General features: G+C 33.8%; 27 protein-coding genes and 2 riboswitches. Of the genes, 14 read left to right on the top strand and 13 right to left on the bottom strand.

From position 1 onward, the window contains the following. Window positions 1-99 precede the first annotated feature (99 nt). Window positions 100-999: a LysR family transcriptional regulator gene (locus tag ACSBO6_RS03415; protein WP_098845434.1), complete on the top strand. Its 900-nt coding sequence runs from the start codon at window positions 100-102 to the stop codon at window positions 997-999. Between the two features lie 138 nt (window positions 1,000-1,137). On the opposite strand, the gene ACSBO6_RS03410 is transcribed toward ACSBO6_RS03415, so the two are convergent. After that, on the bottom strand, window positions 1,138-2,097 hold the full coding sequence (locus tag ACSBO6_RS03410; RefSeq protein WP_098845433.1) for a LacI family DNA-binding transcriptional regulator: 960 nt from the start codon (window positions 2,095-2,097) through the stop codon (window positions 1,138-1,140). Between the two features lie 333 nt (window positions 2,098-2,430). On the opposite strand from ACSBO6_RS03410, the gene ACSBO6_RS03405 reads away from it, so the two are divergent. From ACSBO6_RS03405 to ACSBO6_RS03385, 5 genes are all read left to right on the top strand, one after another. Next, window positions 2,431-2,610 carry an H-type small acid-soluble spore protein gene (locus ACSBO6_RS03405; protein ID WP_056471502.1) on the top strand — a complete coding sequence of 60 codons (180 nt, stop codon included), beginning with the start codon at window positions 2,431-2,433 and terminating at the stop codon, window positions 2,608-2,610. Window positions 2,611-3,033: 423 nt separating this feature from the next. Then, a complete protein-coding gene (gene bcaP, locus ACSBO6_RS03400; RefSeq protein ID WP_098845432.1) occupies window positions 3,034-4,440 on the top strand; it encodes a branched-chain amino acid transporter BcaP in 1,407 nt (468 codons plus the stop codon). A gap of 181 nt (window positions 4,441-4,621) precedes the next feature. Further along, window positions 4,622-4,882 (top strand): hypothetical protein, encoded by a 261-nt coding sequence (locus tag ACSBO6_RS03395; RefSeq protein WP_098845431.1) that lies wholly within the window; start codon window positions 4,622-4,624, stop codon window positions 4,880-4,882. A 171-nt stretch (window positions 4,883-5,053) separates the two neighbouring features. Further along, on the top strand, window positions 5,054-5,185 hold the full coding sequence (locus tag ACSBO6_RS03390) for a YjcZ family sporulation protein (RefSeq protein ID WP_088014171.1): 132 nt from the start codon (window positions 5,054-5,056) through the stop codon (window positions 5,183-5,185). A 143-nt stretch (window positions 5,186-5,328) separates the two neighbouring features. After that, the gene (locus ACSBO6_RS03385) at window positions 5,329-5,508 is read left to right on the top strand and encodes a small acid-soluble spore protein H (RefSeq protein WP_056467551.1); all 180 of its coding nucleotides are present in this window, start codon (window positions 5,329-5,331) and stop codon (window positions 5,506-5,508) included. 247 nt (window positions 5,509-5,755) lie between these two features. Here ACSBO6_RS03385 and thiC read toward each other — a convergent pair whose 3' ends face one another. Continuing rightward, window positions 5,756-7,534, bottom strand: coding sequence for a phosphomethylpyrimidine synthase ThiC (gene thiC, locus ACSBO6_RS03380; RefSeq protein ID WP_098845429.1), 1,779 nt, complete (start codon window positions 7,532-7,534; stop codon window positions 5,756-5,758). Between the two features lie 136 nt (window positions 7,535-7,670). Then, window positions 7,671-7,785, bottom strand: a riboswitch (TPP riboswitch). 232 nt (window positions 7,786-8,017) lie between these two features. After that, window positions 8,018-8,127: riboswitch (TPP riboswitch) on the top strand. 90 nt (window positions 8,128-8,217) lie between these two features. Between thiC and ACSBO6_RS03375 the strand changes: the two genes are divergently transcribed. Genes ACSBO6_RS03375 through ACSBO6_RS03355 form a run of 5 tightly spaced genes read left to right on the top strand, consistent with a single transcriptional unit; the run spans window position 8,218 to window position 11,950 of the window. Continuing rightward, the gene (locus ACSBO6_RS03375) at window positions 8,218-8,832 is read left to right on the top strand and encodes a thiamine phosphate synthase (RefSeq protein WP_098845428.1); all 615 of its coding nucleotides are present in this window, start codon (window positions 8,218-8,220) and stop codon (window positions 8,830-8,832) included. Continuing rightward, on the top strand, window positions 8,816-9,907 hold the full coding sequence (gene thiO / locus ACSBO6_RS03370) for a glycine oxidase ThiO (protein WP_098845427.1): 1,092 nt from the start codon (window positions 8,816-8,818) through the stop codon (window positions 9,905-9,907). Before ACSBO6_RS03375 ends, thiO begins: the two co-directional genes overlap by 17 nt. A 26-nt stretch (window positions 9,908-9,933) precedes the next feature. Continuing rightward, window positions 9,934-10,137, top strand: coding sequence for a sulfur carrier protein ThiS (gene thiS, locus ACSBO6_RS03365; RefSeq protein ID WP_098845426.1), 204 nt, complete (start codon window positions 9,934-9,936; stop codon window positions 10,135-10,137). Between the two features lie 2 nt (window positions 10,138-10,139). Beyond that, complete coding sequence (locus ACSBO6_RS03360) at window positions 10,140-10,907, top strand: thiazole synthase (RefSeq protein ID WP_098845425.1); 768 nt, start codon at window positions 10,140-10,142, stop codon at window positions 10,905-10,907. Continuing rightward, entirely contained in the window at window positions 10,904-11,950 is a 1,047-nt protein-coding gene (locus ACSBO6_RS03355) for a ThiF family adenylyltransferase (protein ID WP_098845424.1), read from the top strand. Before ACSBO6_RS03360 ends, ACSBO6_RS03355 begins: the two co-directional genes overlap by 4 nt. Window positions 11,951-12,013: 63 nt before the next feature. Here ACSBO6_RS03355 and ACSBO6_RS03350 read toward each other — a convergent pair whose 3' ends face one another. The 4 genes from ACSBO6_RS03350 to ACSBO6_RS03335 form a co-directional block, all read right to left on the bottom strand. After that, window positions 12,014-12,820, bottom strand: coding sequence for a DUF8832 domain-containing protein (locus tag ACSBO6_RS03350; RefSeq protein WP_098845423.1), 807 nt, complete (start codon window positions 12,818-12,820; stop codon window positions 12,014-12,016). A gap of 83 nt (window positions 12,821-12,903) precedes the next feature. Then, window positions 12,904-13,104, bottom strand: a complete 201-nt coding sequence (locus ACSBO6_RS03345) for a cation transporter (RefSeq protein ID WP_098845422.1) — start codon at window positions 13,102-13,104, stop codon at window positions 12,904-12,906. 12 nt (window positions 13,105-13,116) lie between these two features. Continuing rightward, a complete protein-coding gene (locus ACSBO6_RS03340; RefSeq protein WP_098845421.1) occupies window positions 13,117-15,510 on the bottom strand; it encodes a heavy metal translocating P-type ATPase in 2,394 nt (797 codons plus the stop codon). Between the two features lie 15 nt (window positions 15,511-15,525). Next, window positions 15,526-15,825, bottom strand: a complete 300-nt coding sequence (locus ACSBO6_RS03335) for a metal-sensing transcriptional repressor (protein WP_098845420.1) — start codon at window positions 15,823-15,825, stop codon at window positions 15,526-15,528. Window positions 15,826-15,942: 117 nt separating this feature from the next. On the opposite strand from ACSBO6_RS03335, the gene ACSBO6_RS03330 reads away from it, so the two are divergent. Further along, window positions 15,943-16,491: a hypothetical protein gene (locus ACSBO6_RS03330; protein ID WP_098845419.1), complete on the top strand. Its 549-nt coding sequence runs from the start codon at window positions 15,943-15,945 to the stop codon at window positions 16,489-16,491. A 65-nt stretch (window positions 16,492-16,556) separates the two neighbouring features. Here the strand turns inward: ACSBO6_RS03330 and ACSBO6_RS03325 are convergent, their stop codons facing one another. Further along, entirely contained in the window at window positions 16,557-18,221 is a 1,665-nt protein-coding gene (locus ACSBO6_RS03325) for an acyl-CoA dehydrogenase family protein (protein ID WP_498844156.1), read from the bottom strand. 22 nt (window positions 18,222-18,243) lie between these two features. Continuing rightward, window positions 18,244-18,621 carry a MerR family transcriptional regulator gene (locus ACSBO6_RS03320; protein WP_498844155.1) on the bottom strand — a complete coding sequence of 126 codons (378 nt, stop codon included), beginning with the start codon at window positions 18,619-18,621 and terminating at the stop codon, window positions 18,244-18,246. Between the two features lie 250 nt (window positions 18,622-18,871). On the opposite strand from ACSBO6_RS03320, the gene poxB reads away from it, so the two are divergent. Further along, on the top strand, window positions 18,872-20,608 hold the full coding sequence (gene poxB, locus ACSBO6_RS03315) for a ubiquinone-dependent pyruvate dehydrogenase (RefSeq protein ID WP_498844154.1): 1,737 nt from the start codon (window positions 18,872-18,874) through the stop codon (window positions 20,606-20,608). Between the two features lie 471 nt (window positions 20,609-21,079). On the opposite strand, the gene ACSBO6_RS03310 is transcribed toward poxB, so the two are convergent. From ACSBO6_RS03310 to ACSBO6_RS03295, 4 genes are all read right to left on the bottom strand, one after another. Further along, complete coding sequence (locus ACSBO6_RS03310; RefSeq protein WP_098847322.1) at window positions 21,080-21,763, bottom strand: ABC transporter ATP-binding protein; 684 nt, start codon at window positions 21,761-21,763, stop codon at window positions 21,080-21,082. Next, window positions 21,763-22,848, bottom strand: coding sequence for an ABC transporter permease (locus ACSBO6_RS03305; protein WP_098847325.1), 1,086 nt, complete (start codon window positions 22,846-22,848; stop codon window positions 21,763-21,765). The genes ACSBO6_RS03310 and ACSBO6_RS03305 overlap by 1 nt, the downstream gene beginning before the upstream one ends. A 124-nt stretch (window positions 22,849-22,972) precedes the next feature. Further along, complete coding sequence (locus ACSBO6_RS03300; RefSeq protein ID WP_498844153.1) at window positions 22,973-24,361, bottom strand: sensor histidine kinase; 1,389 nt, start codon at window positions 24,359-24,361, stop codon at window positions 22,973-22,975. Continuing rightward, the gene (locus tag ACSBO6_RS03295) at window positions 24,358-25,035 is read right to left on the bottom strand and encodes a response regulator transcription factor (protein ID WP_098847330.1); all 678 of its coding nucleotides are present in this window, start codon (window positions 25,033-25,035) and stop codon (window positions 24,358-24,360) included. The genes ACSBO6_RS03300 and ACSBO6_RS03295 overlap by 4 nt, the downstream gene beginning before the upstream one ends. A gap of 408 nt (window positions 25,036-25,443) precedes the next feature. Between ACSBO6_RS03295 and ACSBO6_RS03290 the strand changes: the two genes are divergently transcribed. Further along, window positions 25,444-25,827 carry a DUF4183 domain-containing protein gene (locus ACSBO6_RS03290; RefSeq protein WP_098847333.1) on the top strand — a complete coding sequence of 128 codons (384 nt, stop codon included), beginning with the start codon at window positions 25,444-25,446 and terminating at the stop codon, window positions 25,825-25,827. 92 nt (window positions 25,828-25,919) lie between these two features. Here ACSBO6_RS03290 and ACSBO6_RS03285 read toward each other — a convergent pair whose 3' ends face one another. Next, entirely contained in the window at window positions 25,920-26,447 is a 528-nt protein-coding gene (locus ACSBO6_RS03285; protein ID WP_098847336.1) for a DUF4183 domain-containing protein, read from the bottom strand. Between the last annotated feature and the right edge of the window lie 92 nt (window positions 26,448-26,539).

The raw sequence follows: 26,539 nt of genomic DNA, 5'->3' as shown, positions 1-26,539 counted from the left end.
GTCATCTCGTATATTTTAATTATATGAACCGAATTCTCATCGGTAAAATGAATAGTTACGATATAAACCATCGGTAAATCCGATACTTAGGAGGCTATAATGGAAATCCGTCATTTAATTACGTTTAAATCGATAGTGGATATGGGCGGGTTCTCAAAAGCTGCGGTCCATCTCGGATATGCACAATCTACAGTTACTGCACATATACAAGCGCTTGAGCATGAATTAGGAGTGCCTTTATTTGACCGCTTAGGTAAAAAAGTTTATCTGACTGAAGTCGGTGAAAACTTTTTAGTTCACGCCATTGAAATGATTCAACTCTATTCAAAAGCAAAAGATGTATTCCAAATGGAAAATGAAGAGGTAACCACATTAAAAATTGGCGCCCCGGAATCTTTAACAATCTATCGTCTTCCACAGATCATCCAAGCTTTTCGTTTAGAAAATCCAAAAGTAAATATTATGATGAAATCTGGTTCATGTTGGGAATTGCAAGATGAATTACGTCGAGGTGATTTGGATATTGGCTTTTTCCTACAGGCACCATTAACAGATTCTGATTTGTATACAGAAACACTAATAGAAGAACCACTTGTCATTTTGCTACCTCCATCTTCTGATACTAGGACACTTTCATCGTTTACACTAAATGCAAATGAAAATATCATTCTCACAGAACAAGGCAGTTATCGTGATTATTTTGAGGCATTCCTAAGAAGTAAAGGAATCGCAACTGAGTCCGGAATGGAATTTTGGAGTGTTGAGGCAATTAAACAATGTGTTATGTGTGGACTTGGAATATCCATCCTCCCACTCGTAACAGTTCAAAATGAAATGAAGCAACAAAAACTAAAAGTCATCAATTGGGATACAAATTTAGGGAGTGTATCTACGATTATGTCTTGGCATAAAAACAGATGGCAATCACGTGCTGCTAGAAAATTTATGGAAGTTGTTAGAGAACAATCACATTTATGGAATCAGTCGATCAAAAGCTAGTTTCTCTTTGGAAATAGATGCTCATGGTAAAGTACGAACAATTTGTTATTTTTTTGACTATGGCCACATTTTGAGACTATATTTGGACTTCACTATCCCTCAACCATAAAAAAAAGCTAGTTCCTCACTAGCTTTTTTTTATACGGTCTGCCGTTCAATTAACTTAAACGCAATTTCTTCTTGTGTAACATCAGAATTAATCGCTTGAATAAAAAGTTTCTTACCCACTTCCCTTAATGGAATTTCGACTGTAGTTAACTTCATTACTTTTGCAATTGGTTGATTATCGAACCCGATTATTGCTAAATCACGAGGAATAACTATTCCATGTTCATTACAACAAGTTTGCACACCAGCAGCTACTTGATCACTAGTTACTAACAAAGCTGTTGGTCTCTCTTTTAAATTTAACAAAGATTGGACAACTCTTTCACCATCTTCGAAATAATAACAATTATCAAATACGAAGTCGCTAATTATTGACTCATTATATTTCTTATGAAAATCAATATAGGCAGTCTCTCTTTGCTTACTATTCATGCCTGTTCTTCGGCCAATGCAATAACCGATTTTTCGATGACCCTTTTTATATAAGTATTCTAATGCAATCATGAAGCTATTGTAATGATCGATAAAGGTTGAAGAAATCCCTGTATTTCTCGTATCTTCAAATAAAATGATCTGTCCATATTGCTTATACGCTTCAATCATTTCAATTGAACAAATTCTAGAACAGATAATGAGTGAGTCTATTTGTTTATGCTGTAGCATCTCTAATGCTTCTATCTCTCTTTTCTCCTCGTAATTTGATTGAAATAGTACGAGCTTATAATTATTTTTTATCGCCTCATTTGCAATCCCATCAATTAGCAAGCCAAAGTACGGATGGTGCGAGAACGGAATGACTACTCCAATTAAATTCGTTTTACCTTTACTTAAATTGACTGCATTTTGATTTCGTTGGTAATTGGTTTGCTCAATTGCATTTAAGACTGCTTTTCTTTTTTCCTCACTAACATATGGTTCATCATTTAAAACTCGTGAGACTGTTGTAACCGAAACGCCGGCAATCCTCGCAATTTCTTTAATATTAGACATTTTCTCACCTTTTCTAAACTTTTTCTTGCTCTGAAACTAGTTCCATACTTTACTCTGTTCTCATAATAAAAAGGAGGTATGAATATGCAATTACTTTTTGGCTTATTTTGTTTACTATTTATGTGTAGTTCAATCTTATTTTTCGCTTACTTAGCTATCATACAACAAGAAAAGAAACGAGTTAAGAAATGACTACAAAATTAATTATGCTCCAATAATCTTCCTCTTTGCCCTATTTTACATATTCCGCAATAAAAGCACTTATTTTCTATGAATACTCTAACTTTACTATGTGAATAATAAAATAGGTTAGTTATTAAAGGAGGTAATATGATGGATACCGAAAGAGCATTGGAAATCGTAGCAGCACCTGGTATGATTAATGTAACATGCGATGGAGTACCGGTTTATATTCAGCATGTTAATAAAAATGAAGGTACAGCAAGAATTTATCCTCTAGATCAACCACAAAATGATAAAGAAGTATCATTAAGTCACTTAAAAGAACATTAAATGATAAAAAAGACTCAAAAATAAACCTCCATTAAGGAGGTTTATTTTATTTTTGAAGAAAAAACACAAAAACATAATTATTTGGACTGATTACAAATGAAACCAAAGAATTTATGATTATTTAAGAGAATAATTATTACTTTTGGCACAGCCTCTATTTATTTCAATTTAACCTAACCACTGGGTACTCAGTAATATGTCGAATTTACTACATATTTTTTAAAAAATTGAAAAAAAAGTCGAAAAATTCTTTGAATATTTCAATAAGTGTGTTATCATAAAAATCACTTAAGAGACAATCTATAATATTACTTCGGAGCTAATTGTCAGAATTTTCTATTTTTTAAGGTAAAATTAGAAAATAATTAACTTTTTAAATAGAAAATTAAAAAATTACTAAAAATAGGATTAGAGGAGGCTCATATGAATTTATTTCGAAAAAAATCAGTTACCAGTAGTTCGCCTAGTTCACTTAAACAAGTTCTAGGAGCGTTTGATCTTACAATGTTAGGTATCGGTGCCATCATCGGTACAGGTATATTCGTATTAACTGGCGTAGCAGCAGCTGATTACGCCGGTCCAGCACTTATTCTTTCTTTTATTATCGCAGGTTTAGCTTGTACATTCGCTGCACTTTGTTACTCTGAATTTGCATCAATGATTCCAGAGGCTGGTAGCGCTTACACTTATAGTTATGTTGCTTTTGGTGAAGTCATCGCATGGATATTAGGTTGGGATATGGTATTAGAGTATGGACTTGCATCTTCAGCAGTTGCAAGTGGATGGTCTGGATACTTCCAAAGTTTATTACACGGTTTTGGAGTAAATCTTCCAACAGCTTTAACAAGTGCATTTGATCCCTCTAAACATACTATTATTGATTTACCGGCAGTAATCATTGTTTTACTTGTAACGTTTATTCTTACTAGAGGTGTTCGAGAGTCAGCAAAACTTAACACGATCATGGTAATTGTAAAATTAGCAGTAGTTGCACTTTTCATCGTAGTAGGTGTTTGGTACGTTGAACCACATAACTGGACTCCATTTATGCCAATGGGCTTCCATGGAGTAACAGCTGGTGCTGCTGTAGTAGTATTTGCTTACTTTGGATTTGACGCAGTATCAACCGCAGCTGAGGAAGTTAAAAACCCTCAACGCAACTTACCAATCGGTATTATCTCTGCTTTAACAATTTGTACAATCTTATATATTGTCGTTTCATTAATTCTTACTGGTATCGTACCGTTTGATCAATTAGGTGTTAAAGACCCTGTTGCTTTTGCACTAGCATTTATCCACCAAGATTGGGCTGCTGGATTCATCTCACTAGGCGCAATCATCGGTATTACAACAGTATTAATCGTAATGATGTTTGGACAAACTCGTCTATTCTATGCAATCAGTAAAGATGGTTTATTACCAGGTAAATTATCAAAAGTTAATAAGAAAACTTCAGTTCCTGTAACAAGCACTTGGGTAACTGGCGGATTAGTTGCTTTATTCGCTGGCTTAATTCCATTAAACAAATTAGCTGAATTAACAAATATCGGTACTCTTTTCGCTTTCTCTGCTGTTTCTCTTGGTATTCTTGTATTAAGAAAAACTCGTCCAGACTTAAAGCGTGGATTTAAAACTCCTTGGGTACCTGTAGTACCTGTATTAGCTGTTGTATTCTGTGTATATTTAATGCTTCAACTTTCATCATTTACTTGGAAAGGTTTCGTAGTTTGGTTAGTAATCGGTTTAGTAATTTACGTAGCATACGGATATAAAAATAGTAAACTAAACAATAAAAATAAGTTTGATAAGGATTCAAATCAAACTGCATAAGTAATAAAATAATCTGCAAAAGTATAGAAATCCCACTATAGTAACCTATAGTGGGATTTTGTTGTCTGTTACATATTTTCCTAAACAATCTAGAATAACTATAGATATCTACAGCAAAAAAAATTTATGATATGATACGACTTAAGAAATTTTAATTTTCGAATGAACAGGAGCTGTTAAAATGTTCCCATTAAAAAATTATTATGAATCATTTATTAAAAAAGATCTTATTGGAGTGAAACGAGATATCGCACTAAAACGACTAAGTAATTTACTTGCTTGTCAAAAGATTAGTAAAGATACAAAAGAAGTAGTGCATATTCGATATTTTACTTGTACCGAATCACTCCAGCCTACTGACAATTATTTAGGTACAATTGCTGTGAAGTTTCAAAATGGTTATGTAGTTGAAACAGCCATTTCACTTCCTAAGGAAAAATAAATCATTTATTAAAACTTACGTCTAGGTATAAGCCTAATTACATTATAGACTAGTTTCATAGTTGGCAAAAAAACATACGATACATTATCCACCTCTCCTAATTGTAATTTCAATTAGTTCATGACCCTAAGGGAGTTTTCCCTTAAATATCGTATGAAGGAGGTCACATGTATGAGTACTGGACATCACGGACACCATCTTAACGGTTTTGCTTTAATCGTTGTTCTATTCATCTTATTAATCATTGTTGGAGCAGCTTGCTGGTCTGGATATGATGGATATGGATATGGACACCACTGGTAATCAATAAAAACTATAAAACTCCTGTTAAATTTTAACAGGAGTTTTTTTTTTATATAAAAACTTGTACTTGAATATGAATACTCAGGGTATCCCCTTGTTAATAATATGTTAGGTTTCTATTTTTAATTAAGAGGAGGTTCCTTATGAACAAACAACGCGCTCAAGAAATTGCTTCTTCACCTGAGATGGCTAATGTGACATATAATGGAGTGCCAATTTACATTCAACATGTTGATGAGACAAATGAAACTGCCAGAATCTATCCGCTAGGTCAACCAGATCGAGAAGAAGAAGTTTCAATCAATAGTTTGTCAGAACATTAATTCTTGAGTAAAAAACAAACCTCTTTATTAATGAGGTTTGTTTTTGCTTTGTTACTCCATATTACCAACTTAAGCTTTCGATTAGATTGCATTTAAGGCATTCTTGTATCGTATCTTTTTTCTGGAAATCATGCACACAATTTTTTTGAATTGTGTGCAGTTCACTTTTTAATTGATTCATATTTCTTTCTAGATTCTTTATTTCGTTTATGATTTCTTCTACCCTATTCATATAAGGCTCACACCCTTATTGATAGATTTCTCCGCCTTGTTTTCTAAATTCAAGTGCTTTTTCTTTCATTCCTTCTTCAATGGTTGAATCATTCTGAAGTTCTTCTTGTTTTACTATGTCTCGAATATCTTGTGAGATTCTCATACTACAGAATTTTGGACCACACATTGAACAAAAATGTGCTGTTTTAGCCCCTTCAGCAGGCAATGTTTCATCGTGGTATTCAACTGCTCTTTCAGGATCAAGAGAAAGATTAAACTGATCACGCCATCTAAATTCAAATCTTGCTTTTGAAAGTGCATCATCTCTTTTTTGTGCACCGGGATGTCCTTTTGCTAAGTCAGCTGCATGCGCCGCTATTTTGTATGTAATAACACCTACTCTTACATCTTCTTTATTTGGAAGACCTAAATGCTCTTTCGGAGTTACATAACAAAGCATCGCAGTACCAAACCAACCAATCATTGCTGCACCGATTGCTGATGTAATGTGATCGTAGCCAGGAGCAATATCAGTCGTTAACGGTCCTAATGTATAAAATGGTGCTTCCTGACAAATTTCTAATTGTTTATCCATATTCTCTTTAATTAAGTGCATTGGTACATGTCCTGGTCCTTCAATCATAACTTGAACATCGTGTTTCCATGCAATTTTTGTTAACTCGCCTAATGTTTCTAACTCGGAAAACTGTGCTTCGTCATTTGCATCGGCGATTGAACCTGGTCTCAGACCATCTCCTAAAGAGAATGTTACGTCATAACGCTTCATAATTTCACAAATTTCTTCAAAATGAGTATATAAAAAGTTCTCTTTATGGTGAGCTAAACACCACTGAGCCATAATAGAACCACCACGAGATACAATTCCTGTTACTCGTTTTGCTGTTAATGGAATATAGCGTAATAATACACCCGCGTGAATCGTAAAATAGTCTACCCCTTGTTCCGCTTGCTCGATTAGAGTATCTCGAAACACTTCCCAACTTAAATCTTCAGCAATTCCATTAACTTTTTCTAGTGCTTGATAAATCGGAACTGTGCCTACTGGTACTGGTGAGTTACGGATGATCCATTCACGTGTTGTATGAATATTCTTCCCAGTTGAAAGATCCATCATCGTATCTGCTCCCCAACGAGTAGCCCATGTCATTTTTTCTACTTCTTCTTCAATCGAAGACGTGACAGCTGAATTACCTATATTGGCGTTTATTTTCACATGAAAATTACGACCGATGATCATTGGCTCACTTTCAGGGTGATTAATATTCGATGGAATGACAGCTCTTCCTTTTGCAACCTCATCACGAACAAATTCAGCAGAAACATTTTCTCGAATCGCAATAAATTCCATCTCAGGTGTAATAATCCCTTTACGAGCATAATGCATTTGAGTAATATTTTGATTATCCTTTGCACGTAACGGTTTTCTTTTTAACCCTTTAAATACTTCAACATTTTGTTGATCTGTCTCTTTTCGATATCCATTATCTTCAGGCTTTATTTCACGCCCTTCATACTCTTCAACATCATTTCGTTCGATTACCCAGTTTTGTCTAATCGCCTTAAGTCCTTTTCGAATATCAACTGAGCTAGCTGAATCTGTGTAAGGTCCACTTGTGTCGTATACTCTAACTGGAGCATTTTCTTCTTCGCCAAAAGTGCCAGTTGTTGGGCTTAATTGAATCTCACGCATTGGCACCTTAATGTCAGGTCTAGATCCTTCAACATACACTTTCTTACTCCCTGAAAAACTAGACATGATAGAAAAATTCATTTCATTTACAGAATTGTTCATTTGATTTCATTCCCCTTTATAATTTGATTAAAAAGGACGAAATCCAATCCATTCAAAGCATGAAAAAAGCCGGCGTCTTATTTTAAAGACCCGGCTAAGTGTTAGCAAAACTACATTAACAATTAGATAATCATTAATGAAAAATTTCTAACTTCCCCACGCTGGTATGAACCAGATCAGGTCCTGAGGGTTAAGAAACTTAATAACGTTTCTCTCTCAGCCCAAATAATTGGACACCCCTAGTCAATCGATTAAATTGTTCAAACTAAATATAAACCCGCAAATTTAAAATGTAAATGTTTTTATTTCCCTAAATTTTTACAGAAATCCCAAAATAAAAAAATTATGGTTTTTTTATACTCTCAAAAACACTTGAATTCACTACACTTCAAGCCATATTTCTAGTAAAAAAATGGACTAGTAAAAAAATTTAGTATTGAATATTATTTTTTATATGCTATGCTAAAATTAATTTTCATACATATTCATCACTAGGGGATCCCTTGATAAGGGCTGAGAATAAAGTAGTTACTTTTAAACCCTCAAAACCTGAACAGGCTAGTACCTGCGTAGGAAAGTGGCGCATTTTATATTTTTCTTCGCGTGTAATGTAACCACTTTCTTTTTTTTAGGAAAGTGGTTTTTTTGTTTGAAAAAATCTTGAAAATGAAAGAGGCTGGGACATGGAACTTATTGCAATTACAGATGATCAGCACTCAGTCGAAGTACTTGCTACAAAAATAATTCAAATAATCGATGCAGTCGACTATGTACAAATTCGCGAAAAGTCCAAAACAGCAATCGAGCTACTATCACTCTTAAATCTACTAAAATTAAACAAAGTAGATATGAAAAAAATTGTTTTAAATGATCGTTTAGATATCGCTATTTTCTCTAATCTATCAAATATTCACTTACCAGGACATGGTCTTCCTCTTGTTGATGTAAAAGAATATTTTCCTAATTTACGAGTAGGAAAATCAGTCCATACACTAACTGAAGCAATACAGGCAGAAAATGATCAAGCTGACTATATTATGTACGGTCATTGCTTTGAAACTAAGTGTAAAAATGGATTAACACCAAACGGGATTGAACTAATTCCTGAAATGAAAAAAACGTTAACGATACCGATCTATGCAGTCGGAGGAATATTACCTGAACATATCCAAGTTCTAAAAGAGAACGATATAGATGGTATAGCTGTAATGTCTGGCATATTTTCTGCCCGAAATCCTCTAGAAGCTGCGCTGCAATATTTTGAAAGGTGCAAATTTGCTTATGAACAAGAAATTTGATGTTGCTGTAATTGGTGGTGGAATAATAGGTTGTTCAATAGCTTATTATCTAGCAAAAGAAAACATAAATGTCGCAGTTCTTGAAGGTCAGCAAGTTGGACAGAAAACAACTAAAGCTGCTGCTGGAATGCTTGGTGCCCATTCCGAGTGGGATCAATCTGAGTCATTTTTTTCATTTGCTAGAAACAGTCAATTAACTTATTTTCACCTTAGAGAAGAATTAAAAGAACTTTGTGGAATTGATATTGAACTTAAAAATGGTGGCATTTTCAAACTAGCTTATACAGATTTAGAAAAAAAACAATTAACTCCGCTACTCACTCAAACTTCAGCGCTTTGGTATAACCAGGAGGAGTTAAAAAAACAGATACCTGGAGTCCATCCTAGCATAATTGGAGCAGCTTATATTGAAGACGATGTAAATGTATTACCTGTTTCTGTCTGTAACGCGTTTTGCAAAGGTGCTCAAATGTTAGGTGCATCTATTTTTGAATATACACATGTGTTTCAGATTCAAAAAAACGATTCACATTATTTAATTAAAACAACAAATGGCAATTTTGAAGCAGAAACGATTGTAATTGCAAGCGGCGTTTGGAGTAATTCATTGTTTCAACAGCTTGGATTACATCACGAAATTATTCCCGTTAAAGGTGAATGTATCTCGGTCAGAAGTGAAAAAGTTGCTTTAAAACACACTCTTTTCCATGAACAAAATTATATTGTTCCAAGAAATGACGGTCGCCTTGTGATCGGAGCTACGATGGTGGATAACGAATGGAATGAGAACCCTAGCTTAAAAGGGATTGAGTCATTAATACAAAACGCTAAAAAAATGCTTCCCGAAATTGAAGAGATGAAAATTGATTCTTTCTGGGCAGGATTACGACCGCGAACGCTCGACTATCATCCCTTTATAGGAACTCATCCAGAGGATGATCAAATCTTATTTGCGACCGGCCATTTTAGAAATGGTGTTTTACTTGCACCAGCAACTGGAAAATTAATTCGGGATTTGATTCTTAAACAAAAAGTCGATCATAGCTGGATTGAAGCATTTAAAATCAATCGTTAACTTTAATGATTTGGGGGTGTAGACATTTGGAAATAAGATTAAACGGAAAGAATATCGAAATTTCCAGCAAAACTTGTACAATTCAGGATCTGCTTAATGAATATCAATTAGAAAACCGAATTGTTATTGTCGAAGTTAATAAAGAAATTATTTATAAAGAGCAGTATTCATTAACTAATCTCTCTAACGGAGATTCTGTAGAACTTATACATTTTGTAGGTGGTGGCTAATCATGTTAAAAATAGGAAATCATACGTTTCATTCAAGATTATTATTAGGAACAGGAAAATACCCTTCATTTGAAGTCCAGAAAGAAGCTGTTGAAGTATCGGAAGCTGAGATCCTAACTTTTGCTGTTAGACGAATGAATATTTTTGAGGAATCTCAACCAAATTTTCTTGAGCAATTAGATTTATCCAAATATAGATTATTGCCAAATACAGCTGGTGCAAAAACTGCTAAAGAGGCAGTTAGAATTGCAAAATTGGCAAAAGCATCAGGCTTATGCGATATGATCAAGGTTGAAGTAATTGGGTGTGATAAATCATTACTACCCGATCCAATCGAAACATTAAAAGCATCAGAAATGTTATTAAATGAAGGGTTTATAGTATTACCTTATACTTCTGACGATGTTGTCCTTGCAAGAAGACTAGAAGAACTTGGTGTCCATGCGATTATGCCAGGTGCATCTCCAATCGGTTCCGGAAAAGGAATTATTAATCCTTTAAATCTAAAATTTATCATTGAGCAATCAAATGTACCTGTTATAGTAGATGCCGGAATCGGGTCTCCAAAAGATGCAGCTTTTGCAATGGAGCTAGGAGCTGATGGTGTACTTTTAAATACAGCGGTTTCTAATGCAAAAGATCCTGTAAAAATGGCTGTTGCGATGAAGCTTGCTATTGAAGCAGGAAGGCTTGGTTATGAGGCAGGCAGAATTGAAGAAAAAAATTATGGTGAAGCTAGTAGCCCAATCACAGGGTTGGTGAATTCTTGACAAACCGTTATGCAAAACAAGAATTATTTTTAGGAAAAGATCGTCAATCAAACTTGCAAAAATCCAGTGCCATTATTATTGGTGTAGGTGCACTAGGCTCATCAATAGCAGAAATGCTTGTCAGAGCAGGCATTGGAAATATAACAATTGTTGACCGTGACTACGTCGAATGGACAAATTTACAAAGGCAGTCTCTTTATATTGAAGAAGATGCTAGAAATAAATTACCTAAAGTAATTGCAGCTAAAAATCGACTTCAACAAATTAATAGTGAAGTGTCCATTACTAGTATAATAAAAGATATTACTAGTCTTAATATTGAAGAGCTGATTAAAGGTCACACAATCATACTAGATGCAACAGATAATTTCGAAACTAGAATGGTTGTGAATGATGCAGCCATTAAGCATGGTATTCCTTTTATTTTTGGTGCGTGTGTTGGAAGCTATGGCCTCTCGTTTCCAATTATTCCAGGAAAAACTCCTTGTCTTAACTGTTTATTAAATCATATACCAACTATAAATATGACTTGCGATACAGTAGGAGTTATCAGTCCAATTGTACAAATGATTGCTGCCTACCAAGTAACCTATGCCCTGCAATATCTTACGAACTATGAAATTTCACCAATCTTACAATCAATTGATGTTTGGAAGCATGAAAAGTCTGATATAAACATCGAAAAATTGAAAAATAAAAAGTGCCCAACATGTGGCTCTATAAGAAGTTATCCATTTTTAAAAAATGATGACCAGATGAAGTCATATGTTTTATGCGGAAGAGATGCAGTCCAATTAAAAACAGAGTCTCCTCAACTACCAACACTAAGTAGCCTCTCTCAAAGATTACTAGGATTAGTAGATGATTTGATCGTAAATCCTTATTTGTTGTCATGTACTATTGAAGATCATCGCATTGTTTTATTTAAAGATGGTCGAGCAATTATTCATGGGACAAAGGAACCTACAGTAGCGAAAGAACTTTATCGTAAAGTTATTGATATAATAGAAAAAACCGCAGATATGGAGCCAAATATTTTATAAAACTAGTAAGATCTAAATAATAGAAAAAAGCAGGAAAATGTTCCCTGCTTTTTTCTGTTTAATTTATGGTACATCCACAACAAATGGTACAATAAACACTTCACCATTTTGTTTAAACTGTCCCCATATTTTATATAATCCTTTTTTAGGAAAACTAGTCATAAATTCTGCATCAGGTCCACTCGATTTTTCATTCATCGGATGGACATGTAGGTAAGTATTCGTATCCCCACTAATAGCAACAACATGACCAATAGCACCCAAATAAGGCTGTAAATCATTTATATCTTTTTTTGTTTTAGCATCTTTAATCGTAAATGTCATTTTAACTTCATCATTTGTCGTCAATTTATTAAATTTTAAAGTAACCTCTTTTCCATCAATTACTTTTGTTAATATTTTATCTGGTATTAGTGAAATTGGTTTGGCTTGATGTCCCGATACTTTCACTAATTCGGATTTTAAATTTTTATCGGAGCCCTTAGGTATAAAATCCGCAAATAACTTATATTCACCGCCATTTGGGAAGTTTGGTGTGACTGTAAATAATCCTTTTCCCTTATATTGTGGATGCAAATGGTCAAAAAATGACAAATCCTTACTTACAACGATCAAGTGCATCAATTTTTCATGTTCAATTTCGAACTGATCAACTGGTTTACCTTTTAAACTATTAACCTGTATGTGTAACTCTACTTTCTTATCACTCTCTGGACTACCATTAAATGAAAATTTTACTTGAGTAGAATTCATTTCTTCTTTTGTTTCATGATTCATATTTTGATGAGTTGATCCCGTGTGTGTCTTACCTTCACAACCACTTAATGCAAGAACAGTAAAAAAGCTAAGTAATAACAATATGTATTTCATCTAAATTTCCCCCGCTATAGTATTTTTCCCAAAATAAAAAGCGAACCCGTAGTCCGCCTTTAATTTGTTAGATAACACTTTGTTTAAACGATATCATACCCTTGATCTTCAATAGCTTCTTTCACTTTCTCAATTGTTTCAGCGTTTGAAGTATTGAATGTTACTTCTTTATTTTCCAAACTTACGATTATATTATTTGTACCAGGCACACCTTCTACCGCTTTCATAACTGCAGCTTTGCAGTGTCCACATGTCATACCTTCTACTTTTAAAACTGTTTCCATTACTAAACCCTCCTAAATTTTTATGCGTTTTAACCTTAATGCATTTATGACAACCGATACAGAGCTAAAAGCCATTGCAGCACCTGCAATCCATGGCTGCAACAACCCTAAAGCTGCAATCGGTATACCTAAACTGTTATAAAATAACGCCCAAAATAAATTTTGACGTATATTATTCATTGTTTTCTTACTTAAGTTAATAGCTTTTGGAATATGTGATAAATCGCCACCTACTAGCGTAACATCTGCTGTTTCAATCGCCACATCTGCACCAGTACCGATCGCCATACCAATATCAGCTTTAGCAAGAGCCGGAGCATCATTAATCCCATCTCCAACCATCGCAACAATCTTCCCTTGTTTTTGCAGTTTTGCAACGATATCTGCTTTTTTCTCTGGTAGAACTTCAGCAAATACATTTTCAATCCCAACTTGATCTGCAATCGCCTTTGCTGTGTGTTTATTATCACCGGTTACCATAAAAACTTCTATTTTTAAATCCTTTAATGCTTTTATCGCATTTCTTGAAGATTCTTTAATTGTATCGGCTACTGCAATAATACCTTCCAGCTTCTCGTCGATTGCTACTAGCATTCCTGTTTTCCCAGCAGATTCAAATATGATTAATTGTTCTTCAACTGGCGAAAAATCGATATTCTTTTCATTCATTAACTTTCTAGTACCGATATATACCTTTTTATTTTCAATCAAAGCTTCTACTCCATATCCAGGTATGGCAGTAAATTCTGTAATATCAGCTAGTTGCAATTGCTGTTTAAGAGCGTATTGAACAATTGCTTGTGCTAGTGGATGCTCTGACATTTTTTCTACACTTGCAATGAGCTTCAATAAATCCTCTCGCTGATTTATATTAATGAGATCAGTTACTTCGGGCTTGCCTTTTGTAACAGTACCCGTTTTATCAAGAATGATTGTATTAATTTTTTGTGTCGTTTCTAAAAATTCTCCACCTTTGTATAAAATCCCATTTTCCGCACCTTTTCCACTTCCAACCATAATCGAAGTTGGCGTAGCAAGTCCTAAAGCACAAGGACATGCGATGACTAAAACAGCTATTGCTACTTCAATTGACTTAGGTAAATTTTGTGGATCGACTACAAAAAACCAAATGATAAATGTTAATATAGCTATGCCAATTACAATTGGAACAAATAGATTCGAAATTCGATCTGCTAATCTTTGAATAGGAGCTTTTGAACCTTGTGCCTCTTCAACTATTTTCACTATATTTGCTAGTGCCGTATCCTTACCGATCTTTTCAGCTCGAACCGTCAAAATACCATTTCCATTAACTGTTGCCCCAACAACTTTATCATCAGCCTTTTTATCAACTGGTAATGACTCACCCGTAATCATTGATTCATCAACTGTAGAAACACCTGATACAATCATACCATCGACAGGTATTTTCTCACCCGGTTTTACTAGAAGGAGATCTCCAACCTTTACAGCTTCCAATGGTACATGAATTTCTTTTCCATTTTCTATAACGATTGCTTCCTTAGCTTGTAATTCCATGAGTTTTGAAATTGCTTCAGTCGTTTTCCCTTTCGCAATATGCTCAAAATATTTTCCAAGTAAAACTAATGTTATTAAAACCGCACTTGTCTCAAAATATAGATGTGGCGTATACATACCATTATTTATTGTCTTAATAGACTCAACTAAGCTATAAAAGTAAGCAGCTGAAGTTCCAAGGACTACAAGCACATCCATATTTGCACTATAATTTCGTATTGCTTTAAATGCTCCGACATAAAACTGCCAACCTATAATAAACTGAACTGGAGTTGCAAACAAAAGTTGTAACCATGGATTCATTAATAAATGTGGCATCCAAATATTTGTACTAAATGGCAGATGAGATACCATCGAATACAATAGCGGAATTGAAAGTAAGATTGAAACGATTAATTGAATCCGTTTGTTTCTTGTTGTGTCTTTTTCTTTCACTCCATTTTCGTCTTTTAAGGATGCAACATAACCGATGTGACTAATTTTATCTATAATGGATTGAATTCTTAATACTTCAGGTAAATAAGAAATCGTTGCTATATTCATAGCTAGATTCACATTTATTTGAACAACCCCATCCATTTTTCCTATTACTTTTTCGATTCGAGCTGAACAAGCAGCACATGTCATTCCTTCAATATTTAACGTAATTTTTTCAACTGCAACCTCATAACCAATCGAATGGATTTTTTCTATTAAATCAGAAGTTTGATATTGCCCTGTATCATAGATAATAGTAGCTTTTTCTAATGCAAGATTCACATTTGCTTGTAGGCCGTCCATTCGGTTTAAGCTTTTTTCGATTCGGGTTGCACATGCGGCGCAAGTCATCCCCTCTATACCGAGGGTTAACTGCTTTGCATCACTCATTCTAATCACCCCCCTTTACTTTACGTAACGCTTAATAACCTCCATTAATTCGTTTACCGATTCTTCGCCATTATTTTCTTTAACTGCCTTAACCATACAATGATTCGCATGTCTTTCAATTAAAGAAAAACTTACCTTTTTCATAGCGGCTTCAACCGCCATAATTTGTGTCAAAATATCTATACAATAACGGTCTTCTTCCACCATTTTTTGAATACCTCTTACTTGCCCCTCTATTCTGCGAAGACGTTTCATTAAATCGTTAATTTCTTCTTCACTTCTTGGAACCATTTGATCATCATGGCAATTTTCCATCTTATCACCTCACTATCATTATATACTCATAGGGGGTATAGGTGTCAATTTTTAATTCTAATTATTTTATGTTGTCCATATGATGATAAAAAAGCGACTAGTTAGGGGGTATCATATATGTTCACCAGTTGGGTATGTATTAGTTTAATGCTCTTTATAACGATCATTTCAATCCATCTCAAACCCAAAAATAATGACCAGATGCATCAAATGATGTATATGATGATGATCAGTATGTCTACTGGTTTAACAATAGGTGTGCTCATTACACTTTCAAATCACCAACAATTTTTCAATTCCTTACTTATTTCAATGGGCGTATCTGCACTCATCGGATTATGTATCGGCTTTCGATTACATTTTCTTGCACTAATCGAGGGGATCTTTACTGGAATGATGGCCGGTATGATGGGGAGTATGATTGTTGTCATGGTATCTATAAGTGAGGCAAAAGCTTTATTATTAATTTGTTTATTATTAGTAACTTGTTCATGCATATTTTGTTCTACTATGTTTTTAAGTCAGCGATTTCCAAAACTACTATCATCATTCTTTCCAGTAATTATTATTTCTAGCATGTTGCTCATCTTAACTGTGTTTTATTCTTTTACTCATTTTGAAACTACTTCTGTTTCCAAGAACTATAATATGAATGAGTTGAAATAGTAAAAAGACACCCTCAAATATAGGGTGTCTTTCCTATTTTAAAAATTTCTATTTAGTAGAGCATTTCATTTATTAATTGAAACTTTGTAATGAACAATTTCATCAAAATACTTTAAATGAATTTGTTCCTTATTAATTTCATCTTTAAAATATCGTTCATGGATCAATACTTTTGCAATGTATTCTTTTCGAATATGCTCTTTTGCATCTTCAAGAGCAGTAACTGCCTCAACTAAATCTGCCATTTTATTTGCGATTTTCTTTACATTATATGTTTGAGTATTAGCATCTAAATTAGCTGTATAAAGAACAATTTCATTTAATTCCTCTAGCTTTTTCTTTACGATTTCACTCTCATCTACTAATGTTTGAGGTGTATTTACTAATTTTTCTTCAATATATGATTTAAAAACTTGATAACCATTCATTTTGTTAAATAGTCTTAAAATCTCTAAACCTAAAATATTTGCTGTTCCTTCCCAAACTGTAAGTACTTGAGCATCTCGTAAAAGTCGAGGTGTAACAAAATCTTCAATATAACCATTCCCTCCATGCATTTCAATCGCTTCATGTGAGAAATGAATTGCTTCTTCTGCAGTACGCATTTTTAATATAGCAATTAAAAGTCTTACTAATGTTTGTTCTTCGGTTGTTCCATTTTCATTACCAACCACTCGATCATATAAGGCCACTAAATTAAATACTGCACTTGTTTGTACTTCCTGAATGGTTGCAAGTTTTGCTAATGTCTCTTGTATCATTGGAAAATTCGTTAATATTTGTCCAAATGCTGGTCTATTTTCAGCATATTTTTTCGCTTCTACATAAGCTCTTCTCATAATTCCAACAGAAGCTACAGCATTACATATTCTAGATAAATTCAATGCTTCCATCATGTAGTTAATTCCTCTGGAAGGATCTCCGATTAGAAATGCTTTCGCTCCATTAAATTCAACTTCTCCTGATGGAACTGCTCTTACACCTAACTTATCTTTTAAGCGACGAATCGTGAATCCATTATTTGTACCGTCATCATTCTTCCAAGGCACTAAAAATAAACTTAATCCCTTACTTCCAGGTACAGCTCCCTCAATTCTTGCTAAAATCGTTGTAATCCCACATTGACCTGCATTACTAGCAAAATATTTTTCTCCGTATATACGATAATACTCTCCCTCTTTAACTGCTTTTACTACATTGGCCCCAACATCTGAACCACCCTGTCTTTCAGTTAAAAAGGTCGCTCCTTCATATAATTCTGTTTCCCCAGTCGATAATAAATGCGGGAGATATTTTTCTTTTAATGCTTCATTTGCATATCTTTCAACTAAAAACGTAGCAGCCATTGATAATGTTACTGGACAATAAAACCCAGCTTCAGTCTGTGATAATAAATAACCTTGCGCATAGGAATAAATATAATTCCCCTTTATTCCAAGTTCTGGAATTGGTTTATGAATATAGCTAACAATCCCTCTATTATAAGTATCTTTTACAGTTTGCTTATAACCTTCATTTACCCAAACATATGAAATATCATTACCATATGCATCGTATTTGATTAAACGTGGTTGACCTTCTCGATCTGTGTAAATTGCACGTTGATCGATTTCATTCGCACAAAGCTCTCCAAATTCTTCTAATTCTTTATTAGCCCATGCAAAAAAATCTTCATTAAAATATTTTCTTAAAATCATCTGTAGATTAGGATCTTCTTTATAAAAATTCATGTACTTCTCCCTCCAAGTATTATTACTGAATCTCTAATAAATTCCGCTCAAGTTTACCCTTCATTTTAATAATTTCTTCTTTTAATTGAATTAAATCGTTTATTTTTTTATCTAACTCTATAACCTTCTGATTTCCATATTCAATTGTTTTTTGTAATTGTTTTTCACCTGTCCGATCAATCGTAAATAAATCTATCATTTCTTTTATTTCTTGCAGATTAAAGCCTAAATTTTTACCTCTTTGTATTAAATAAAGACGTGTACGATCTTTTTGAGAGTACCTTCTTCTACCACTTTCTGTATAGGTAGGCATCAATAATCCGATTTCTTCATAATACCTAAGAGTTCTATGAGTCATGTTAAAATCATTTGTCATCTCTCGAATCGAATAGAATGTCAAAATGCCCTCCTCCTTCTAGCTATAGCTTCATTATAAATCTTACGTAAGCGTAAGTTTCAAGATAGATTCCTTCGACAAAAAATTTGAAGATAAAGGACTTTTTAAAAGTATTTATTCTTACTACCTTCTACTTTTCCTGCCTTTTTTTGGTATAACGTTTTGAATTTCTGCAAAGCATAAATTTATCTGTAGCCTTAGGCTTATTAAATTCAATTAGTTCCTAATCATAGTGAACTAGAAGGAGATTTCAATGAGGAAAACTATTGCAGATTTACTGATTGATTCATTGATTCAGGCAGGAGTTACTAGAATTTATGGTATTGTTGGCGATTCTTTAAATGCTGTTTTGGATTCAATTAAAAACTCAAAAAGAATTGAATGGATTGGCGTTCGCCATGAAGAGGTTGCGGCTTTTGCTGCAGGTTCAGATGCGCTAATGAGTGGAAGTATTGCAGTTTGTGCAGGAAGCAGTGGTCCAGGTAATCTTCACCTAATTAACGGATTATACGATTGTCACAGAAGCCGTATTCCTGTGCTTGCGATTGCTGCTCAGATTCCAAGCATCGAAATTGGAAGTGAGTATTTTCAACAAACTCGTCCTGAGCAATTATTTAAAGAATGCAGTCATTTTTGTGAAACGGTATATAGAGCAGAACAAATGCCTCGTCTAGCAACGATCGCAATGCAACATGCAATCGCAAGAAAAGGTGTATCTGTACTTGTTTTACCGGGAGACATAGCTGCTTTAGAAGATCGTCAAACAGTTCCTGAACAAGTTATTCACGTAACGAATCCACTGATTAGTCCATCTAAACCTGAATTGGAAAAACTGGCAGGATTTCTTAACGATGGTAAGAAAGTTACATTACTTTGCGGAGCAGGATGTGAAGGTGCTCATTCTCACTTAATGCTCCTTTGTGAGAAGTTAAAATCTCCAATGGTTATTGCACTTAGAGGAAAAGAATTCCTTGAATACGATAATCCATACAATGCTGGGTTAACCGGATTAATTGGCTACTCATCAGGGTATCACGCGATCATGGATTGCGATGTTTTATTAATGCTTGGAACAGATTTTCCGTATCGACAATTTTACCCAGACGATGCAGTGATCTTGCAAGTAGATGTTCGAGCTGAGCATCTAGGCCGACGAGCTGCACTTACTTATGGACTATGCGGAGATGTAAAAGAAACAATTAGTCAGTTATTACCTCTCTTAACTGATGTAAAAGATTCAAGCCATCTAGAAAAGTATGTTGCAGCATATAAAAATGTTCGTGAAGACTTAGATAAATTTGCTGTAGGAACACCAGGACGTACACCGATCCACCCTCAGTATTTAACTAAAATTGTAAGTGACCTTGCAAGTGAAGATGCTATCTTTACATGTGATGTCGGTACGCCAACTTTATGGGCTGCAAGATATTTACAAATGAATGGAAAAAGAAGATTACTTGGTTCATTTAATCATGGAACGATGGCCAACGCCATGCCTCAAGCAATCGGTGCTCAAGTTTCACAACCAGGTCGTCAAGTCGTCGCGTTATGCGGTGATGGTGGATTATCAATGTTAATGGGAGATTTATTAACAATACATCAACATAAATTACCTGTAAAAATGGTTGTATTTAATAATAGTGCGCTAAGTTTCGTAGAATTAGAAATGAAGGCTGCTGGTTACTTAGAAACTGGAACATCTCTAGAAAATCCTAACTTTGCATCTTTAGCACAAGCAATGGGAATTGAAGGTATTCGTGTTGAGGATCCCGCTGATTTAGAATCCGCTGTACAACGTGCGTTTGAACACAATGGACCGACATTAATCGATGTTTTAGTAAACCGTCAAGAACTAGCAATGCCTCCTAAAGTAACTATTGAACAAGCACATGGATTTACATTATGGACATTAAAAGCTGTATTAAATGGACATGCAAGTGACGTCATTGATCTTGCTAAAACGAATCTTTTAGACCGATTCCATCTATAATGAAAGAACCCGTTCGATTTGAACGGGTTCTTTCAGAGTGTTGAAAAATGAGATTGTCAACTACACCAATTTTTGGGTGATTTCCACTAAAACCTGTCAGGAGTAAGGAACTTTCACATTTTCGCTGGTGTACTTCCTCATGAACCTGTTATTAGGAAGTACCTTTCTATTTTTCGCTGGTGTACTTCCTCATAAACCTGTTATGAGGAAGTATCTTTCTATTTTTCGCTGGTGTACTTCCTCATGAACCTGTTATGAGGAAGTATCTTTCTATTTTTCGCTGGTTTCCTTCCTCATGAACCTGTTATGAGGAAGTATCTTTTTATTTTTCGCTGGTGTACTTCCTCATGAACCTGTTATGAGGAAGTATCGATTTGAACGGGTTCTTTATTATTTTTATTGAGTAAGTTACATTACCATAATATTAAAAAGTACAATAAGAAAAAACCGTCAATTAAAACGGGGTCTTCCTTAAATTTGTTCAGTAAGTTTTCCATTTTCAATATAAACAACACGATCACATAAATCTAGCATCCTTTTATCATGAGTAACCATTATCGCAGCTTTTTGTCTTCGCTTCACTTCTTTAGATAGCATTTCTACGACAGTTCTTCCTCTTTCAGAATCGAGACTAGCTGTAGGTTCGTCAGCAAAGATTACTTCTGGATCATTCATAAGTGCTCTGGCAATGGCTACTCTTTGTCTCTCTCCACCTGATAAATTTTCTGGATAATTTTTCATCCTCTTTGATAATCCTAATTGTTCAAGTAGTTCATTAGCTCTCTTCTCGGCAATTTTGTTTTTTATTCCTGCTAATTCGGCAATTAATAGAAGCTGATCTTTAACCGTTAAATATGGGATTAAATTAGACATTTGAAAAATGAATCCGATTTTAGATAGTCTAAATTCATTCAACTTATTAGCTGGGAGATTACTTATTTCAATATCGTCTATTAAAATTTTCCCACTAGTCGGAGATAGTAATGCTCCTGCTATTGAAAGAAAAGTACTTTTACCTGAGCCAGACGGACCTACAACTGCTACTAGTTCACCTGCCTTTACTTGAATGGAAACATGATCTAGTACCGTTGTTGCTAAAGAATCTCCGTCATTGTATGTTTTGCTAATATTTTCTAGTACTAGTTTATTACTCATTAAAAAGCCCTCCCTATTGCTTCAATTGCATCAATTTTTACTACTTTTAGTAAAGATATTAATGAGCCTACTATTGCTACAATTAAGAATAATAATGAACTTCCGATAATTAACTGCGCATCAAATACAAAAGGTAAGTCGGCTGGCAATACTTTAGATAATCCAAATGTGATTGAAATACTTATCAATAGACTTAAAAGTGTGAGTGTTAAAACTTGAAAAATAATATTCTTAGCTAAATAACTAGTTTTTGAACCAATTGCTTTTAGCACGCCAAATTGATTGATTTTTTGAATCGTAACGATATAGAAAAAGACTGCTAACACAAATGCCCCGATAAAGAATAGAAAAACGATCATCATTAGTAAAGAACCCTGTTCTTCTTTATAACCAGGTATGCCTTTTAATGTTTGATTTTTATTAATTACTTCTACACCAGAGACTTTTTCATTTATCTGTTTTGCAGTATTTTCATTTGTTTTTAACGCGATTACATTCATTGAATTCTTACTATTCACCATCGACCACTCTTTGTAATTCATATGAATAACCGGTGCATGACTATATGATTGATTCTCTGTAAATCCAATAACCTTAAATTCTCTACCCGAGATTTGATCAGAAATACTGTCCCCAAGTTTGATTCCTTTTTCTTTCAAAGAAATATCTCCTACAACTTCATTCTTTGTTGAATTATTAATCATATCTCCTTCAATTACCTTCGGAGCAGCCAATCCATTCACATCAATTCCAAATAATGTAACATCAATTTTTTTAGATGTGCCATCCTTTAGAAACGTAGTCATTTGAACGCCTAAAGTAGTGGAATTTTCCTCACCAACAAACCTCTGAACTTCATTTATTTGATTTTCCGTTAACATTGAATGATTAATTTGTTTTCCCGAGTCCTGTTGTAAAACAAAATAGTTTGAAGCCATGCTATCAATAGAAGAAGCATTATCAAAAGATAAACCTTTCGCTAATCCTGAAACGAATAAAACTAAAAATGATATAAGGATCATGATTAGACTAATTAATAAAAAACGTAATTTTGCGTGTTTGAATTCTCTTAAAGCAAGAAACACCTGTCATTCATCTCCTTTAACTTGACTAAATTTTATAGAGTGTAAATAAAAGAATCACTCTTTGTAATTTAAAGTATAGGAATGTTAGATGAACAACAGGTGAACAGTCGATTACAATTATAAATCAGACCTCTTTTATTTTAGGTATGGTTAGATGAAATTTGGTTCCATTGCCTACTTTACTACTTACTTCTATATGCCCATTATGTAATTCAATGATTTGTTTAACAATCGCTAATCCTAATCCACTACTGGATTCTTTTCGATTTCTTGCTTTATCTGCAATAAAAAAACGATTAAATATTTGTTGTAAATCCTTTTCGGAAATACCAATTCCAGTATCTTGAAATTCAATTTGAACAGTCTCTTCATTACTACTCAGTTTTATAGAGATTGACCCACCTTCATGATTAAATTTAATGCTATTGGTCATTAGGTTTGTCCAAACTTGATGCAGTAGATTCTTGTCAGCGAACACATAAGTTTGTGGCAATTCCAAATCAATAGCTAACTCTTTGTTTCTCCAACTCCATTCAGTAGTAAAAACGACTTGTTTAATTTGTTCGGCAACATCAAAGGTTGTTTTTTGCATTATACTTTCTTCCTTGTCCAATGCAGCTAATGTTAATAATTGTTTACTTAACAAGGACATTCTCTTACTTTCTTCTTCTATAATCGATAAGTAATGATTCTTTTGCTCTTCGGTTAATTTTTCAGTTTGTAGTGACTGTGAAAACCCTTGTATTGATGCAAGTGGTGATTGAATTTCATGAGATACATTCGAAACAAACTCTTGTCGCATCGCTTCAATTTGTCCTAATCTTTGTGACATATGCGAAAAGTGATTAGCAAGTTTTCCAATTTCGTCTTGTCGTTTAATTTGCAATTGAACATTATATTTTCCTTCTGCAATTTTTTTAGTTGCTTCAGTTAATTTAGTAATCGGTTTTACAATATATCTTGTACTAACTAGAACAAATATGATACTTAATACAATTGTCAGTAGAAGGAGAATGGAAAAGAGAATTCGCAATTCACCAAATTGAAGCTGTACATTTGGACGCATAAAAAGAGCCAAATGCTGATTACTAGATTTAATAGGGACGCCAACTGTATTACTCAAAGTATTATCAAAAAAACCGGTCACAAATAATGATGTTGGAAATTCGGCAATACCATGATAGACCTTCCCATTTAAAACAGAATCAATCACTTTTTCATCAAGTTTCTTTTCTCTAAAAGTACTACCATAAAAGGATTGATTTCCTCGTTGATCTACTAATAGAATTTGATATCCCAATTTACTAATACTATTTAAGTAATTTCTTAATTCGATTTCATTATTTTTTTCATAAAACTTACCAACGTCTAAAGCCATTTTAGTTAATTTTTTATCATTATAAGGTTTTAGATTATAGTGGTAATACACGTTTGAAAGAAAGAAAGCCAATAAACTGCTACAAATCATTACACCGAGGATTGTGAGAACAATTCTTATGTATAAAGTTTTCACTTTCTTTTGACCTCCAATTTATAACCAACACCTCGAACTGTTTTTATACTAAAGTCATCCGTTAAAGTAGAAAACCTCTCACGTAATCGTTTTATATGAACATTTATCGTACGGTCATCACCTTCAAAATCAGCCCCCCAAATTAATTGGATCAACTCATCACGTGTAAATAGTCGATCCGGATAACTTGCCAATTGAGACAATAATTCAAATTCCTTCATCGGGAGCATCAGTAATTTTCCATTACAATACACTTCATAGCTTTTTCGATCGATAACCGTTTCGTTCAGTTTTATTTTTTGAGCACTAATCATATTGTATCTTCTTAATAGCGCCTTAATCCGGAAAAGAATTTCTTTTGGTTCAAAAGGCTTGGTCAAATAATCATCTGTGCCTACTGCAAACCCTTTTTCTTTATCAGAAAGCTCGCTTTTTGCAGTTAATAATATTACAGGAAAATCATAATACTCTCTTATTTCTTCACATAGCTGATACCCATCTTTACCAGGCATCATTATATCTACGATTGCTAAATTTATTTGTTGATTTTCAAGCAATATAGAAGCTTCGTCTCCATTAGCCGCTTCAAATGTCGTATAGCCTTCAGATTGTAAATACATTTTCAGTAACTCCCTTATATGAGAATCATCATCTACAATTAAAATTCGAATCATAACTTAACCCCATTCTTTAAAATTAGTACAATTATTTAAAAAATCATATCATATTTCAATATTAATATCCTTTTTGTATTTTTCATGGGCCGAAATACTAATGTATGATTAAATAATTAAAAAAATTTTTGTAATATAGTTTGTCCCCCATACATTTCTGTCATTTTTAACATAGAATTATTATGTAGTTTATAATGACTGATTTCGTAAATCTTGTTGCCCTTAAAAGAGATGCCCAGTGGATTGACTCGGAAGGGTATCTCAAATTTTCACTTTTTTTCTGTTACTCCTACAAAAACCCCACCTTGTTTACAAATTGCTTCTATTTTTACTGTGTGTTTTAAAGATCGGTTTATAAACAACAACCTTTCGAAAAAAGTCATTTATAATAGAAAGGAGCATATCCAAATGGCACTTCAACTAATGAAAATTCTAGTTTCTGCTTCTTCAACTATTGAAACTGTCCCAACAGATTCAAGATTCTTCTATGTTACAACCACTTCTACAGCAGCTAGTGCAACTTTAACAATTGACGCAGCTGACTTTTTAACTGATACTGGCGCTGCAGTTACTACACTGCCGACATTACCGACAAATAATAGCTACTTTAATGTCTACATTAACGGTGTTTTACAAATGAGTGGTATCTCAGCTTATACTCCTGGAGAAACGGGTGTTGGCTCATTAGCGATTACTGTACCTGCTGGAGGAGACGGAATTTTAGCTGACACTCCAATTGTGTTAGAAATAGTAAGTTTTGCACCGACTTCTGATATTACTGTTTCAACATAATAATTGCTCAAAAAAAAGTTCCTAAAAAAGGAACTTTTTTTGAATCTATTTTTATTTAGTATTGTATTTTATAACTTCTAATCAATCAACCATCAAAAAAATATAGAGATAAATTGAATGATTATGATTGTACCTTTTAATGGAATATCTTCCGTGAGCAGAGTCAACTTACCACGTTCAATTTTATAATTTACAGTTGGCTGAAGCATGCCATTAATAAACAAATTTATATAGGAAACCTCATCTGGTGACCTGATCGTTGTTATACCATACTCCTCTATTCCGTCACGACTCGTATAAATTTTCCTTAAACCGTCTGATACGGCGAAAAATAAATGATTTGTAGTTTTTAAAAGAGTAGATGTTGTTGATGTTGTTGATGCAGTTGATAGAGCTGATGGATCTGACAAACCTAAAGCTCCAATATTGACATTTGTAATTAGAGCTTCCCACTTTGAACCATTGTATCGATAAAAAATACGATACTTTGTATCTAAAAAAATGCTACCTGTTTTAGGATTGTCCGGCCGAGTGGAATATGTACCTGCTTGTATAGAGGGAATATTTCCTGCATTAATAACAAAATTTTGGTCAGTTAAAAAATCCTTAGTGATATACATTCACCCCCTATTACCATTAAGTTCAATCTATTGACATTAAACTTTTGAGAATAAGTTTGTATTAAATATATGTTTTTAATTGAGAATGTAAT

This window comes from Bacillus sp. AL-1R, assembly GCF_052180195.1.
Classification (GTDB): domain Bacteria; phylum Bacillota; class Bacilli; order Bacillales; family Bacillaceae_G; genus Gottfriedia.
This window is presented reverse-complemented; position numbering and strand designations above follow the sequence as displayed.